Origin of the sequence: Serratia sp. CY47280 (assembly GCF_052168655.1) — a bacterium.
In the GTDB taxonomy this organism is placed as follows: domain Bacteria; phylum Pseudomonadota; class Gammaproteobacteria; order Enterobacterales; family Enterobacteriaceae; genus Serratia; species Serratia bockelmannii.
Genome location: NZ_JBJNMG010000001.1, coordinates 570,868 through 586,829 on the forward strand (window position 1 = coordinate 570,868; position 15,962 = coordinate 586,829).

Genomic DNA, 15,962 nt, shown 5'->3' on the forward strand with positions numbered 1-15,962 from the left:
AACGTCATGATTGCTCATCAATAACCGGCCCCTCGATGCGGGGCCGGTTCATGCTCTAGTCCCCTAGCCCCGGCGGGTTAATCTCCGAATGGGCAATCTTCTCGTCGCTTTCCGCCCAGCGATCCAGCACCTGCAGATAGCTGCCGTTGGCGATGGCGCTGTTGAGCGAAGCCTGCACCGCGTCCACCAGACCGTTGCCTTTCTTCAGTGTGACGGCGATGTTGGCGGTCTTCGGCCAGCCGCCGGGCACAATGCCCACCAGCCGGGTTTTGCCGGTCAGCCGCGCCTGATAAGCGCCGGAGACGTTGGGCCCGAAGGTAGCGTCGGCGCGGCCAGACTGAATGGCCAACGTGGAGGCGGCCTTATCGGTGACGTACACCGGCTGCAGCGGCGCTAATCCCTTGGCGCGGTTCTCCTTGTCCCAGGCCATCAGCACCGCTTCCTGATTGGTGCCGGAATCGACGATGATTTTTTTACCGGCGATATCCGGCGCCGTTTTGATCTGGGTGATTTTACTGTCGGACTTGACGTAGAAGCCCAGCGTATCCTGCCGATAGGTGGCGAAATCGAATTTGGTCTTGCGTTCGTTGGTCACGGTGATGTTGTAAACCGCGGCGTCATATTTGCCGGAGGCCACCCCCAGCGGCCAGTCTTCCCACGACGTGGGCACCAGTTTGAGTTTCAACCCCAAACCGTCGGCCACCAGGCGCGCGATGTCCGCCTCGCTGCCGATCACCGTTTTATTGTCGCGGGCGTACAGGCCGAACGGCGGGCCGCTGCCCAGCAGGGAAATGGCCACCGTCAGCGTGCCGGGTTCCACGAACCGGAAGCCGGCGGGGATTTTGGCCACGGCTTCGGCGCTCTTCACCGTGTGGATCGGCGTTTCGTTAGCGACGAGATCCACGCCCGGTGCGGCGGCGGCGGAAAAACTCAGCAGCGCCGCAATCACTATCATCTTTTTGCTATATATCATTATGTTAATTACCTTCATTATTATGGGTGTCACACGGTCGTTGCACTATCTCTAAAGGCTGCAGATCTGTGAACGAACAAAATCAACTAACCAATCTTGGAAAAATCATGAGGCGCCTCTGGCGGCGCTGAATCGATCGAGGATGAAGCATGTCGTCGCGTTTCGCTACGTTGGGCCGCATACCGCGCGGCGTGTGGGTATTGGGTGGCGTGAGCCTGCTGATGGACGTTTCCTCGGAAATGATCCATAGCCTGCTGCCGCTGTTTATGGCGACGACGCTCGGTGCCAGCGTGATCGTCATCGGGCTGATCGAAGGGCTCGCGGAGGCGACGGCATTGATCGTCAAGGTGTTCTCCGGCGTGCTCAGCGATTACCTCGGTAAACGTAAAGGGCTGGCGCTGCTGGGCTACGGGCTGGGCGCCATCAGCAAGCCGTTTTTCGCTATCGCATCGTCGTCCGGCATGGTGATGAGCGCGCGCCTGCTGGATCGCGTGGGCAAAGGCATCCGCGGGGCGCCGCGCGATGCCCTGGTGGCCGACGTGACGCCGCCGGAAATTCGCGGCGCGGCCTTCGGGCTGCGGCAGTCGCTGGATACCGTCGGCGCCTTTTTAGGGCCGCTGCTGGCCGTCGGCCTGATGCTGCTGTGGCACAACGATTTTCGCGCCATCTTTTGGGTGGCGACGGTCCCGGCGGCGCTGGCGATTGCGCTGCTGTTTTTCGGCCTGAAAGAGCCGACCGCCGCGATAACCCACAAGCGCACCAACCCGATCACCCGCGCCAACCTGCGGCTGCTGGGGCGCAGCTATTGGTGGGTGGTGAGCATCGGCGCGATCTTTACGCTGGCGCGCTTCAGCGAAGCGTTCCTGGTGTTGAAGGCGCAGCAGGGCGGCACGCCGCTGGCGCTGATCCCACTGGTGATGGTCGCCATGAATCTGGTCTACGCCTGCTCGGCCTATCCGTTCGGAAAACTGTCTGACCGCATGAGCCATGAAGGATTGCTGAAAGCCGGGTTGCTGGTGCTGATCGCCGCCGACCTGGTATTGGCGCTGAGCGATCATTGGAGCGGGGTGCTGTTTGGCGTAGCGCTGTGGGGGGGGCACATGGGCATGACCCAGGGGCTATTGGCGGCGATGGTGGCGCATACAGCGCCGGCTCATCTGCGCGGCACCGCGTTTGGCATGTTCAATCTGATCAGCGGCGTGGCGCTGCTGCTGGCGAGTCTTGGGGCTGGAACCTTGTGGGAGCTGTTCGGTTCCGCCTCCACCTTCTACGCCGGGGCACTCATCTGCGTAGTGACGCTTATCGGTATGCAACTGGCGCCGTTTGGCGCACGGCAGGGGGCTTAACGGCCCTCGACAGATTGCGGCACCGCTTGCAGCAGCTCGGGCACCCGCTGGGATTCCACCGCCCGGCTGAACAGAAAACCCTGGCCAATATGGAAACCGGCTTCGCACAGCGTTTGCCGCTGCTGCTCGGTTTCCACGCCCTCGGCGATGATATCGATCGACAGCTTCTGACCGAGGATACCGATGCTTTCTACGATCGCCAGGATCGCCGGTTCGGTGTTCATGCGTTGAACGAAATCGCAGTCCAGCTTAATGCAGTCCAGCGGGTAATCCATGATATGGCTGAATGAGGAATGGCCGGTGCCGAAGTCGTCCAGTGCGATGCGGATGCCCATCTCTTTGAGCATTTGCAGCGCGCGCAGCACGTACTTGGAGCCATGTTTGTTGAACGCGTGCTCGGTCACTTCCAGTTCGATCAGGTGGTGGGGAATATGGAATTTCAGCAGGCGCTGCAGGAAGGTTTCGGCGTAGTTGTCGCGTAAAAATTCGATCGGCGACACGTTCAGCGAGATAGGGCGTACCGCTACGCCGGCCGCGCGCCAGCGGGCGATATCGGCGAAGACCTTCAGCTGCATGGCTTCACTGATCTTGGTCGCCAGCTCGTAGTCGTTGAAGGCTTCGCTGACCGTCGCCGGCAGCTGTATGCCGTTTTGCGGGCAATGCCAGCGCAGCAACGCTTCGAAGCCGACGATGCTGCCGTCGGAGAGGCTGACCTTCGGCTGGTAGCTGGGACGGATGCAGTTGTCGCGCACGATCTGGCGCGCGTAGTTGAGCTGGCTGGCGCGTGCGCGGGCCTTGTCCATCATCTTGCGATCGAACATATAGACGCCGCCGCGGCCGCCGTCTTTCAGCTCATACAGCGCGGTATCGGCGCATTTCATCAGTTCCGAAGCGTCGCGGGCATCTTTGGGGTAGATGGCGCCGCCGATGCTCATGCCGCAATGCAGCGTCTTGCCACCGTGGGTGATCGGCGTCTCCAGCTGCAGCAGAAACTTGTTGGCGATGCGGAAAATATCCTGCTCGTTTTCAACGTCGCTGATCACCACCGCGAATTCGTCCCCCCCGAGGCGGGAGACGAACGAATGCGTATTCATGCAGGCGCTGAGCCTTTTACCCAGAACCCGCAGCAGATGGTCGCCCGCCGCGTGGCCCAGCGTGTCGTTCACCAGCTTGAAGTGGTCAAGATCCAGCAGCATCAGCCCGAGGGACTTGTTGCCATGCAGGGCGCGCTTCATCTCTTGCTTCAGCTTTTTCTTGAATAAGCGCCGGTTGGGCAGGCCGGTCAATTCGTCATATTCGCTGGCGAGCAACATACGCTGTTCCATCACGCGTTGCGACGTCACGTCGCGCGAGACGCACAAGATCTCGGCCACTGCGCCGTGTTCATCGCTGACGGGAGAGAGAATGTTGTCCCAATGCTGTTTTTTTCCTTGCGGCGTCACGCTTAATCCCGCGAAGCGCGCATTTTTACCGGCTCTGACGCTGTGCAGCGCCTTGCTGCCACGGCGGCGGACTTCGGGCGACAACAGCCCCAGCCAGGGCATGCCAAACTCTTTTTGCGCCGGATCCAGGCCGAGCGCCAGGCTGCCGGAGCGGTTCATGTGCCGCAGCGTGCCGTCGCGATTGATCACTTTGATGCAGTCGACGCTGGCGTCCAGCATGTCTTGCTGGATAGAGAGCGCCTGAACGTTTTGCTGACGTTGCAGCATTTGCGGGTGGATGTCGGTGGCGGTGAGGTACCAGCTGGGCTCCAGCGCCATGCCGTCCTGACGGGCGTTAAACGCCAACATAAACCAACGGTAGGCGCCGCTGCGATCGCGCAGGCGGGCCTCACCGGCGAATGAGGAGAGGGCAACGATCGCCTGGCGCCATTGTGTGGCCAGCCGCTCGCGATCGTCGGGGTGCAGGGTATCGAGCCAATCAGCGGCGCCGTGTTCACCGGCGATTGCGCCGGTATAGTCGCGCCACTGTTTATTGAAGTAGCCGCCAAGGCGGTTGCCGAAGCAAATCAGACCGGGCAAGTCGTCTACGATTTCGCTATAGAGATCAATCGGATTTTTGTTATTGGTCTGCTTGGGCAACAGGGTCATGCGGCATTTCCTCGGAAAATTACCCATATTCTCGCTCTCTAGCAGAGCCTCTTTCAATATAGTCTTGCCAATGAAATTGGGAATAGCCAGCGGGCGCGGCTAAAAATCAGCCCGCTAGCATGGAATACATCCAGCGTGAACGCATTAGGAATACTCCTGTTATTTATAAGCCCCCCTTATATTGCAACGAAAAATAAGTGATCGGACCACGATGGGGTTTTGCCATAAAAATTAATCAATCTGATGTTTCTATTTGATGAAATGTTCAGGTGTTTTTATGCTCTTCCACCGGTTGCTCTGCTGGCGCTATGCGTCTTCACTGACGAAAATCTCACTTATGGCGGCAATAACCGCCATTTTATGCACTCTTCAGCGGTTGTCGCAGCACCGTCGCCCGGCGTTTAGAGAAAAGTTATGATGCAAATCAAGAAATGTTTTGTTTCATCTGTTGACACTTTACTTACGTATAAGATAGCCTCGCGAATGATAATCATTAGCAAAACTGGATGGTGAGGCGAAATGCACCCACAGCCTGATCCTTACGCCCGCACCCGATGGTCGGGGCATTTCGGCGCAACGGCGCCGGCAAGCGTACATTCGCCTCCTCTCCAAACGTCTGCGCCATAGGCGCCCGGCGCGATGGCATCTCTTTGTCTGTCTGCGCCCATTTGCATCTCTCAGCCTGTCTGTTCGCGCGGCCCGCGTCGGGCCCGCATGTGTTATCCGTCGTTTCACGATCATAGGAGGTTTCAGCGCGGTTAAAACGTAAATTTTCTTCTGGGTATAAATAAACATGGAGCGTAAAATGATACTTAATAAAAGATTGAAGTTAGCGTATTGCGTTTTTCTGGGTTGTTATGGCTTATCCATTCATTCTTCTCTTGCCGCTTATCAGGATCCCGGTCGATTGGGCGTGCCTGACAGTTGGAAAACCGCGGAGTTTAATCGCCAATGGGGGCTTAAGGCTATTTCCGCCGAATTCGCCTATGCCAGAGGCTATACCGGAAAAGGTATAACCATCGGCATTATCGATAACGCCATTCTTTCCCATTCTGAATTCGCCGGTAAACTGACACGCCTGGATAACGGCAGTTATAACTTCTCGTATGATAAACAAGATAATATGTCTTTCGGCGATCACGGCACGCACGTAGCCGGTATCGCGGCGGCTAAAAGAGATGGCGCAGGTATGCACGGCGTTGCTTTCGACGCGGATATTATCGGCACCAAATTGAATGATTACGGTAATCGCAACGGCCGTGAAGAGCTGATTCAGAGCGCAGCCCGCGTCATCAATAACAGCTGGGGGATCGCGCCAGATATACGGCGAGACGCCAAAGGCGATATCATCTGGTTGCCGAACGGTAGGCCGGACTACGTGGCATTTGTAAAAAACGAAGTGATCGCCGAGATGATGCGCAGCAAATCCAGCGTGGAATGGGGCAGCGAACACCCGGTGCCCACCGGCGGGCACAGCGCCATGTCGACGCTGCTGCGGGCGGCCAGGCACGGCAAGCTGATCGTCTTCTCGGCAGGAAATTACAACAACTACAATATCCCGGAAGCGCAAAAGTCACTGCCTTACGCTTTCCCGGACGTACTGAATAATTACCTGATTGTGACCAACCTGAGTGACGAAAATCAGTTAAGTGTTTCCTCGACCAGCTGCGGACAAACGGCCAGCTACTGCGTTTCCGCGCCGGGTTCTGATATTTACAGCACCGTTGGCCGGCTGGAATCCAATACCGGTGGCGCCGTGAATCGCGAAGCTTATAATAAGGGCGAGCTGTCGGTTAATCCCGGCTACGGCAATAAATCCGGCACCTCAATGGCGGCGCCGCACGTTACCGGCGTTGCCGCCGTATTGATGCAACGTTTCCCTTATATGAGCGCCGATCAAATATCCGCGGTAATTAAAACCACCGCCACCGATTTGGGTGTTGCCGGTATTGATAATCTGTTCGGCTGGGGACGTGTCAATTTACGCGATGCGATCAACGGCCCGAAAATGTTTATTACCCAAGAGGATATCCCGCAGGAATATTATGTACCGGGCTCCTACAGTGAAAAACAGTTCGTGGTGAATATCCCCGGCCTGGGAAATATCGTCGAACCCGGTACCTCTGTTGAGCGGCGCTGCACGTCGAGCGAATGCGACTTCGATTCGTGGAGTAACGACATCAGCGGGCACGGCGGCTTGACCAAAACGGGCGCCGGTACGCTGGCGTTGTTGGGTAATAACACCTATCGCGGTGATACCTGGGTGAAACAGGGCGTGTTGGCGATCAACGGTTCGGTGGCCTCCAACGTCTATATCGAAAATAGCGGCACGTTGTCCGGTGAGGGTACCGTAGGCGCCTTCAGAGCGGTTCGGGGCGGCAGCGTCGCGCCGGGTAACGGCATCGGCACGCTGCATGTGTTGCACGACGCCATTTTTGATCGCGGTTCGCAGTATAACGTGGAAGTGGCGGACAATGGCCGCAGCGATAAGATCGCCGCGCGGCGCGCGTTTCTCAACGGCGGCAGTGTGAATGTCAGCCTGGAGCGCAGCCAAAACCTGCTGTCGCAGAATGAGGCGCAGAGTCTGCTGGGCAACAAGTACACCATCCTGACCACGACGGACGGCGTCAACGGCCGGTTCGAAAACGCCAATCCATCGTATCCGTTTGTTAAAGTCGCGCTGGATTATCAGGGCAATGACGTCGGCCTTGGCATCACGCGCACCGACGCCAGCTTTGACAGCCTGGCCAGCACTGAGAACGAGAAAGCGGTAGCTCGTGCGGTGGAGACGCTCAACGCGACGGAACCAGTCACGGAAACGGTGAAGCGCAGCGTGGCTGCCCCTACCGCTGAGGCGCTAAGCGCACTGCAAGGTGATGAAGGCAAAGCGCAAGCCGCTACCGAAGATGCGGGCGTCGTAACCGGCCATCCGGTGTATGAAAGCTTCCTCGGCTTCACGTCGGCCAGAGAGCTGCAACAGGCGACCCGTCAACTGTCCGGCCAGATCCACGCGGATATGGCTTCCGCCCAGATTAACGAAAGCCGTTACCTGCGCGATGCCGCCACCGAGCGCTTGCGCCAGGCGGAAGGCCGCCGTATCGCTTCCGATATCAAGGCGGATGATAATGGGGCCTGGGCGAAACTGCTGGGCAACTGGGGGCATGCTTCCGGCAACGACAACGCCACCGGCTACCAGACCTCTACCTATGGCGTACTGTTAGGTCTGGACAGCGAACTGTTTGACGACGGCCGGCTTGGGGTGATGACCGGGTATACCCGCACTTCGCTGGATGGCGGTTATCAGTCAGATGCCCACAGCGACAACTACCATCTGGGGCTGTACGGCGACAAACGCTTCGGCGCGTTGGCCCTGCGAGCAGGCGGCACCTATACCTGGCATCGCATCGACACCTCGCGCTCGGTGAACTACGGCGCGCAGTCGGATCGCGAGAAGGCCAAGTATAACGCGCGTACCGGTCAGCTGTTCATCGAAAGCGGCTACGATTGGTCGAGCGATGCGGTCAACCTTGAGCCGTTCGCCAACCTGGCGTATACCCATTACCGTAACGAGGAGATCAACGAGCAAGGCGGGGCAGCGGCACTGCGCGGCGACAAACAAAGTCAGTCCGCCACCGCCTCGACGCTGGGTCTCCGCGCCGACACCGAGTGGCAAACCGACAGTGTGGCGATCGCGCTGCGCGGCGAGCTGGGTTGGCAGCATCAATACGGCAAGCTGGAGCGCAAAACGCAGCTGATGTTCAAACGTACCGATGCGGCGTTCGACGTAAACAGCGTGCCGGTTTCCCGCGATGGGGCGATTCTGAAAGCGGGCGTCGATGTGTCGATTAACAAAAACGCCGTCCTGTCCCTTGGCTACGGCGGGCAGCTGTCGTCCAACCACCAGGATAACAGCGTCAACGCCGGTCTGACCTGGCGCTTCTGATCGCGGTTAGCGTGCTTCGCTTTATTCAGCCCTCATCGTGACGATGGGGGTTTTTTTCGCGGCCAGCCGGCCTTCTTTGGCATGAGGTGATACTTTCTCCGCGTCCTATTCCCCCTGGCCGGTGTTCCCCGTCGGGTTAATCAATCAGAGGAAAGCAAACGCTGCTGCCAGTGCAACAGTTGGGTCAGCGTGACTGGCGCCGCGTCAGCAATGGCCACACGATCTTCCAAGGCAATTTCTCGGGCGCGCTGCAACGATTCGATGCTGAGGCGCTGCAAGTTTTGTTGCGTCGCCTGTTGTATTTGCGCCAGTTCACCCGCGCTAACGTGCGGCAACTCATGACGCATCTGCAATAAGAATTCGTCGGTTAACTGCCTCAGCTGTTCAACGGTGAACGTCGGGGATTGCAGCGCGAACAGCATGCCTTCGGCATCGGCGCAGCGGTGGAAGGCGCATTGCACCACGTAACCCACGTTGCGTTCCACGCGCAGCCGCTGAAAATAGCGCGGCGCGTAAAGCTGGGCCAGCACGCGCAGCGCCCAACGGCCTTCGGCTTCATCGTTTTGCAGCGGGTAAAACTGCAGTAAGGCACTTTCGGCGCCGCTTTCCGTCAGCGTGATGGGGCAATGATGTTGATGTGTCGGCAGCGGCGGCTCCGCGGCCACGAAATAGGGGAAGTCGTACAGCAGGTGCGACAGCTGCCGTTTTAACTCGCCATCGCCGCCGATCAAGGTGGCATGCCATTGTGCTGCTTCGGTTGGCGCACTGAGCGCCGCCGGCAATTGAGCTAACAGGCGGCGAATGGCGATATCGCTTTGTTCTTTCAGCTGCGTATGGCGCAGGTTTCTCGCCGCTTCGCTGAGAACGGTCGGCGGCAACACCGCCAGCGCTCGGTTCACCTCACTCAGCCCGTGGCAGATCAGCGCGTGGCTGCCCGCCAGTTGCAGCAGCCACACGCCCTGATGGCGCTCGAAGCTCAAATGTCCCTCCCGATGCGCCAGTTCTGCCGCCCCGGTGCGCAGCGCCGCCTGTAAGCCGTAGGCCTGTCCATCGCTGAAGCGGCTCGACGGCGCCGGCCGCAGCAGCAGCACAGGCTGCGCTTCGCCGGGGAGCAGATGCCGCAGCGGCGCCAGGCCGGAAGGCAAGGTCGGACTAAGCAGCGCCGCCGAGGTGGCGAAAAAGCGGAAAGGTTCCGCGGCAGACGTCAGCGCGGCGCCGGCGAAGGGGCCAAGCGCCAGCGGCAGCCCTTGAATTTCACGGGTTTCGCCGTGGCCATCAGGCCGCACGGCCAGGCGACGGCGCGGCGCGCTAATCAGCGCCGCAATATGCCGCGGCCAATCGTCGTTCGGCTCCACCGGCGGTAGCCCAAGCGCTCTGGCCTGCAGCTGATCGAGCGGCGCCAAACGGTGGAAATCGCGATTTGCCAGCCGCTCGTAATGCGCAAGCTGAGCCGGTGTCAGCACCTGCAGCGCCTGTAGCCACGCCAGCAGGGCGCTTTCGATGTGGGCAGCTTCAGCGGCTGAACCGCGATTGACGGTAAAGATAAAACTCAGCAGGGCGTTGTTCTCGCTGCAGCGCGAATAGTCCAGCCGAACGGCGTCACACCACGCCTGAGCGCGCAGCCGCGCCAGCAGCCCGCCGGGGGCTTCGTCCAACAGCAGGCGCTCCAGCCGCCGCAGCCAACCGCGTGAATGGGAACGCGACAGGGCAAACACCAGCCTCAGCTGTGGCGTGCCGGGAAGAGACAGGGTGTAATCTTTCGCAGCGGTCAGCGGCGGTGAGGCTTCGTGCGGTATGGCGCTGCCCGATGGCAAGCGGCTGCCGTAGCGCTGTGCCAGCGCATGCAGCTGCGCCAGCGATTGCGGGCCTTGCAGCCACAGCGTCATGTTTGGCGCGCGAAAATAGCACTGGTGAAACTGCCGCAGCGCCTGCTGCAACGCGGAAATGTCGTTGCCGAAAGCGGCGCGGCTGCCGATATGAAAGCGATGCATTGCACCAAGGCCGCCGAACATCTGCCGCTGCGCCGCTTCGCAGCGGGTTTCTACCTCGGCGCGCAGCAGGCGGTATTCGGCGTCGATGACCTCGATCTCCTGCTCAATCGCCTCGGTCGCCAGCTGTGGGGCGGCGAGCATATCGCTTAGCCGCGTCAACCCCTGCGCCAAATGTTCGGTGCCCACCTCGAAGAAAAACGCGGTTTGCGTAGCCTGGGTGGTGGCGTTCAGTCGGCCAGTGACCGACGGTACCCAGCTCATCAGGCCCTCTTGCGCGCTGAAGTTCGCGCTGCCGCGAAACAACATATGCTCCAGCAGGTGCGCCAGGCCCGGCCAGGCGACGGGCGCCTGAAAACTGCCCGCCTCAATGCGCACCAGCGCGGCGGCGCAGCCGACAGCAGGGTCGCTTATCGCCTTGACGGCCAAACCGTTCTCGAGCTGCCAAGAGGCGCCGGCGAGTGCCATCGTCAACCCTTGAAGATCAGACGGGAGTTGGTCTGATTGCGAAAACGCAGCTGATCGATACCGATCTGCGAACGGTTCGCCGCTTCCCGCGCCGCCAGAATGGTGCCGTGGTGCGGCGATTTGCCGCACACCGGGTCGGCGTTGTCGGCGTTGCCGGTTAGCATGAACGCCTGACAGCGGCAGCCGCCGTAGTCTTGCTCTTTCTCCGAGCAGGAACGGCAGGGCTCCGGCATCCAGTCATAGCCGCGATAGCGGTTAAAACCGAATGAGTGGTACCAGATATGCTGCAGATCGTGCTCCAGCACCGACGGGAAGGCGATCGGTAACTGACGGGCGCTGTGACAGGGTAACGCCATGCCTTCCGGCGTCACGCTCATGAAGATGGCGCCCCAGCCGCCCATGCAGCCTTTGGGGCGCTCCTCGTAGTAGTCCGGCGTGACGAACAGCAGGTTGGCCAGCTTGCCGTCGGCGGCCATGCGTTCGCGGTAGCGTTTCACCACGGTTTCCGCATCGGCGATCTGTTCGCGGGTCGGCAGCAGGCCCTCGCGATTGAGGTGCGCCCAGCCGTAGAACTGGCAGGTCGCCAGCTCGACGTCGTCGGCGTCCAGCTGGATCGCCAGTTCGATAATGCGGTCGATCTGGCCGATATTATGGCGATGCAGCACGAAGTTGAGCACCATCGGATAGCCGAGCGCCTTGACCGCCTTGGCCATGGCCAACTTCTGCTGAAATGCTTTGGCGGAGCCCGCCAGCGCGGCGTTCAACGTTTCATCGCTGGCCTGAAAACTGATCTGAATGTGATCCAGCCCGGCGTCGGCGAAGGTCTGCAGCTTTTTCTCGGTCAGGCCGATGCCGGAGGTGATCAGGTTGGTGTAAAACCCGAGATCGCGGGCGGCGGCGATCAGCTCGGGCAGGTCTTTACGCACCAGCGGCTCGCCGCCGGAGAAGCCGAGCTGCACGCTGCCCATCGCCCGCGCTTGGCGAAACACCTCGATCCACTGCGCGGTGGTCAGCTCTTTTTCCTGCGTGGCAAAATCGAGCGGGTTAGAGCAATAGGGGCACTGCAGCGGGCAGCGGTAGGTCAGCTCCGCCAGCAGCCAGAGCGGCGGATTCACCGCCGGCGCACGTGGTTCAGTCACGGAAGGTCACCCATTTTTGTTCGTAGGCGCGCTGGAAAAATTCCAGCACGTCGTCCGCTAACCCTTCGGCGCCGGGGAAGCGGGCGTTCAACTGGGCGATGATGCCGTTCAGCGTAGTGTGGCCGTCGACCAGTTGCAAAATGGCGGCGGCGCTGTCGTTTAGCTTGGCCATGCCTTCCGGGTAGAGGATCACATGGCTGTTTTGCACCTGCTCCCATTGCAGGCGGTAACCGCGGCGGAAGACGGGGGTGTGTTCAGGGTTCAGCGTCATTACACCAGCCTCTGGTTGTGCCATACCCGCGCGGCGGTCACGCTGTGGTAAGGCGGGCGGTTCAGGGTGTAGGCCATGCTCATGGCGTCCAGCATGCTCCACAGAATGTCCAGCTTGAACTGCAGGATCTCCAGCATGCGCTGCTGCTTTTCAACGGTGTCGCAATAGTCAAGCGCCAGCGCCAGGCCGTGTTCCACATCGCGGTTGGCCTGGCCGAGGCGGCTGCGGAAATAGTCGTAGCCGGCGGCGTCGATCCACGGGTAGTGCTGCGGCCAGCTGTCGAGGCGCGATTGGTGGATTTGCGGCGCGAACAGTTCGGTCAGTGAGCTGCAGGCTGCTTCCTGCCAGCAGGCGCGGCGCGCGAAGTTGACGTAGGCGTCCACCGCGAAGCGCACGCCCGGCAGTACCCGCTCTTCAGAGAGCAAAGTGTCGCGCTGCAGCCCAACGGCTTCGCCCAGGCGCAGCCAGGCCTCGATGCCGCCTTCGCTGCCGCCGTAGCCGTCGTGATCCAGGATGCGCTGTACCCATTTGCGGCGTGTTTCCGGTTGTGGGCAGTTGGCCATGATCGCTGCATCCTTAATCGGAATGCTGGTCTGGTAGTAGAACCGGTTGGCCACCCAGCCCTGGATCTGCTCGCGGGTCGCTTCGCCGTTGTGCATCGCGATGTGGTACGGGTGGTGGATATGGTAATAAGCGCCTTTGGCGCGCAGCGCCGCTTCAAACGCCTGTGGGTCAAGGGGGAGTGGTTGCGTCATGGCGGTTCCCTACAGTTCGATATTCATGCCGTCCCAGCTCACTTCAATGCCGGCGGCGGTCAGGCTTTGCCGCTCTGCCGAGTTTTCATTGAGGATAGGGTTGGTATTGTTAATGTGGATCAGGATTTTGCGCCTGGCGGGCAAGGTGGCGAGCAGGGCCGCCAGCCCGTGTTCTTCCGCCAGCGCCAGATGCCCCATGTCCTTGCCGGTATTGCGGCCCACGCCGGCGTTGGCCAGCTCGTTGTCGCGCCACAGCGTGCCGTCGATCAGCAGGCAGTCCGCGCGGCGCAGCCACGGCATCAGCGCCTCGTCCGGCTCACCCAGGCCCGGTGCGTACAGCAGCCCGACCCCGCGTGCGGTATCTTCGATAAACAGCGCCACGTTGTGGCCCGGCAGCGGACGATCGCGGTACGGCGAATAGGGCGGCGCGTTGCTGAGCAGCGGAATGGCGGTAAAGCGCACGGTCGGACAGACCGCCGTGTGGAACGGTTCGCCGGGCGTCACCGGGTGGTGAATCAACCCGCCGTTCCAATGGGAGAGCATGGGAAACACCGGGAAGCCGGTGCTGAGATCGTCATGTACTTCAGGCGTGCACCAGACCTGGTGCGGACAGCCCTCACGCAAATTGAGCAAGCCCGCGCTGTGATCGATCTGGCTGTCGGTCAGCACGATCGCGCCGATGCCGGTGCCACGCAGCACGTCGGGGTTATTCAATTCGGGCGAGGCCAACAGTTGATGGCAAATGTCCGGGGAAACGTTGCACAGCACCCAGTTTTTACCGTCGTCGCTGATAGCGATGGAAGACTGCGTGCGGCGCGTGGCGCTGATGCTGTGGTCGCGAACGCCCCGACAGTTGTCGCAGTTGCAATTCCACTGGGGAAAGCCGCCGCCCGCCGCCGAGCCGAGAACTTTTATCTGCATGTCTAAACCAGAAAGAGAGGGAAAGAAATGCCCGCGCGAAGGGCGGGCAGACGGGCGATTAACGGTTGGAAATGTACAGCGTTACTTCCAGCCCCAGACGCAGGTCAACAAACTCAGGTTTAGTCCAGGTAGTCATAGCGGTGCTCCTTAGCATGCATCGTAATATGTCGAACCCAATGAGAAACGTTCGCATTCGGCCGGCACAATGTTGGCGAAATGTGACGGAGATCGCAACCTTTAAAGCGTAACCGGGTTATTCACCCCAGGTGGCGGCGAGCACGTTCAGCCAGTTGCGCCAGGTCAGCTTCTCCAGCAGCCGGTTATCGAACCCGGCCTGGGCCAGCGCTTGCGTCAGGCGCGGCAGGCCTGCGGCGTCCTCCAACGGTTGCGGTACGTTGACCCCGTCAAAATCAGAGCCAAATCCCACGCGATCTTCACCAAGTTTAGCGATCAAATACTCAACGTGTTTAACAATTTCTGTTAAGCCGGTCGTTGCACTGTCACGTTTACCGTCCGCCCGCAGGAAGGCGGTGCCGAAATTGACGCCGACCATCCCGCCGCTCTGGGCGATGGCGTCCAGCTGCGCGTCGGTCAGGTTGCGTGGCTGCGGGCAGAGGGCATGGGCATTGGAGTGGGTAGCGACCAGCGGTGCGGTGCTCAACGCGGCGGTTTGCCAGAAGGCTTTCTCGTTCATGTGCGAGACGTCTATCATGATGCGGCGCTGATTGCAGGCACGGATCAGCGCCTCGCCGGCCGGCGTCAGGCCGGGGCCGGTATCGGGTGAGCCGGGGAACGACCCGCTGACGCCGGTACCAAAGGCGTTTGGCAGATTCCAGAATGGCCCGATGCTGCGCACGCCCAGCCGGTAGAAGGCCTCCAACTGCGTCAGTTCTGCATCGATCATGCCGGCGCCTTCGATATGCAGCACCGCGGCGATTTGCCGGTTGAGGCGGCACTGTTCTATCTCGGTGGCGGTGCGACAGATGCGCAGCTGCCCCTGAGAAGCCTGCTCCAGCTGCTGCAGGATGGCGATCTGCCGTTCGGCGATCGCCAGCGGATCGAAGGCGGCCTGCGCCTCGTCCTGCGTTTGATTACGCATCTGGGCGATATAGCTGACCGGAGGAATAAATACCGCGAACAGCCCGCCGAAAAATCCGCCGCGCCGCATGCGGGAGAAATCGAGGTGGCCCGGCGTGACGCGGGAATAAAAGGCGGCGACCGGATCGTCGTCATGCTGCAGCCACAGATTGAGCAGCAGGTCGTTATGGCCGTCGAAGACCGGCCAGAGAGGGGGAAGCGTCATGGGCGTTTCACTGAGTCAGGCATCGTGAACGCTATGTTCTCCCATCGAGCGAGGGGGAACAACCCTCGCTCGATGGGGATTTTAAAGCCGAATTGTCAATTCGACGTCATCCGCGAACGGCGTGGAGAGATAGCCCGTCGCCGGATCGCGCACCCGCGCCAGGTAATCCGGGCTGTCATCGGCGTTGTCCGCGACGATCAGCGCACCGGGCCGCAGACGGCTCTCAAGCAGGTCGAGAATATCGGGATAAAGTCCCTTGGCGCCGTCGAGCAGCAGCAGGTCGACCGTGGCCGGCAGATCGCCGCGCAGCGTTTCCAGGGCGTCGCCGACGCGGATCTCCACCAGGTCGATGACGCCGCCTTCGGTCAGGTTGTCACGCGCCCGCGCCGCTTTGCTCGGTTCAAACTCGCAGGTAATCAATCGGCCGCCGCCGTTATCGCGCAGTGCGGCGGCCAGGTGCAGGGTCGAAATACCGAACGACGTGCCGAATTCGACGATGTTTTGCGCCCGACAACCCCGCGCCAACATGTAGAGCAAGGCACCGGTCGCCGGCGACACGGCCAGCGGTAAATCCTTCAGGCGGTGGTAGAGTTCGCGGTACTCGGTTTTGCTCTGCATCAGCCGGCTTTGCTCTGCGTCCGGCACGTCGCGGAACAGGGCGGCAAGCGCCGGGGACCGGCGGGATGCCTGTTGGAACAGACGGGTTAGCAGCGGCGCTAAGGGGGCAGTGGTCAGGGTACTCATGGCAAATTTCCTGTCGTAAAT

At 60.6% G+C, this 15,962-nt stretch carries 12 protein-coding genes; 2 read left to right on the forward strand and 10 right to left on the reverse strand.

Translation table 11 applies throughout. The features are described from left to right. Nucleotides 1–55 precede the first annotated feature (55 nt). Nucleotides 56–973: an ABC transporter substrate-binding protein gene (locus ACJ8J4_RS02815; RefSeq protein WP_264383943.1), complete on the reverse strand. Its 918-nt coding sequence runs from the start codon at nt 971–973 to the stop codon at nt 56–58. Nucleotides 974–1,122: 149 nt separating this feature from the next. Here ACJ8J4_RS02815 and ACJ8J4_RS02820 point away from each other — a divergent pair, with 149 nt between their 5' ends. Further along, a complete protein-coding gene (locus ACJ8J4_RS02820) occupies nt 1,123–2,319 on the forward strand; it encodes an MFS transporter (protein ID WP_442515982.1) in 1,197 nt (398 codons plus the stop codon). Here ACJ8J4_RS02820 and ACJ8J4_RS02825 read toward each other — a convergent pair. Beyond that, entirely contained in the window at nt 2,316–4,409 is a 2,094-nt protein-coding gene (locus ACJ8J4_RS02825) for a putative bifunctional diguanylate cyclase/phosphodiesterase (protein WP_264383945.1), read from the reverse strand. The genes ACJ8J4_RS02820 and ACJ8J4_RS02825 overlap by 4 nt on opposite strands. A gap of 907 nt (nt 4,410–5,316) precedes the next feature. Between ACJ8J4_RS02825 and ACJ8J4_RS02830 the strand changes: the two genes are divergently transcribed. Next, entirely contained in the window at nt 5,317–8,352 is a 3,036-nt protein-coding gene (locus ACJ8J4_RS02830; RefSeq protein WP_151428510.1) for an autotransporter domain-containing protein, read from the forward strand. A gap of 140 nt (nt 8,353–8,492) precedes the next feature. Here the strand turns inward: ACJ8J4_RS02830 and pqqF are convergent, their stop codons facing one another. The 8 genes from pqqF to ACJ8J4_RS02870 all read right to left on the reverse strand — a co-directional run bounded on the left by pqqF (nt 8,493) and on the right by ACJ8J4_RS02870 (nt 15,941). Then, a complete protein-coding gene (gene pqqF / locus ACJ8J4_RS02835; protein ID WP_264383946.1) occupies nt 8,493–10,808 on the reverse strand; it encodes a pyrroloquinoline quinone biosynthesis protein PqqF in 2,316 nt (771 codons plus the stop codon). Between the two features lie 2 nt (nt 10,809–10,810). After that, a complete protein-coding gene (gene pqqE / locus ACJ8J4_RS02840; RefSeq protein WP_148123432.1) occupies nt 10,811–11,947 on the reverse strand; it encodes a pyrroloquinoline quinone biosynthesis protein PqqE in 1,137 nt (378 codons plus the stop codon). Continuing rightward, nucleotides 11,940–12,218: a pyrroloquinoline quinone biosynthesis peptide chaperone PqqD gene (pqqD, locus tag ACJ8J4_RS02845; protein WP_016927749.1), complete on the reverse strand. Its 279-nt coding sequence runs from the start codon at nt 12,216–12,218 to the stop codon at nt 11,940–11,942. The genes pqqE and pqqD overlap by 8 nt, the downstream gene beginning before the upstream one ends. Then, nucleotides 12,218–12,973 carry a pyrroloquinoline-quinone synthase PqqC gene (gene pqqC / locus ACJ8J4_RS02850; RefSeq protein ID WP_025302820.1) on the reverse strand — a complete coding sequence of 252 codons (756 nt, stop codon included), beginning with the start codon at nt 12,971–12,973 and terminating at the stop codon, nt 12,218–12,220. Before pqqC ends, pqqD begins: the two co-directional genes overlap by 1 nt. 9 nt (nt 12,974–12,982) lie before the next feature. Further along, nucleotides 12,983–13,894, reverse strand: a complete 912-nt coding sequence (gene pqqB, locus ACJ8J4_RS02855) for a pyrroloquinoline quinone biosynthesis protein PqqB (protein ID WP_049295602.1) — start codon at nt 13,892–13,894, stop codon at nt 12,983–12,985. 58 nt (nt 13,895–13,952) lie between these two features. After that, nucleotides 13,953–14,030 (reverse strand): pyrroloquinoline quinone precursor peptide PqqA, encoded by a 78-nt coding sequence (gene pqqA / locus ACJ8J4_RS02860; protein ID WP_004937827.1) that lies wholly within the window; start codon nt 14,028–14,030, stop codon nt 13,953–13,955. Between the two features lie 117 nt (nt 14,031–14,147). Further along, nucleotides 14,148–15,197, reverse strand: a complete 1,050-nt coding sequence (locus tag ACJ8J4_RS02865; RefSeq protein WP_049207640.1) for a dipeptidase — start codon at nt 15,195–15,197, stop codon at nt 14,148–14,150. A gap of 81 nt (nt 15,198–15,278) precedes the next feature. Continuing rightward, complete coding sequence (locus ACJ8J4_RS02870; RefSeq protein ID WP_043137382.1) at nt 15,279–15,941, reverse strand: O-methyltransferase; 663 nt, start codon at nt 15,939–15,941, stop codon at nt 15,279–15,281. Nucleotides 15,942–15,962: the final 21 nt, after the last annotated feature.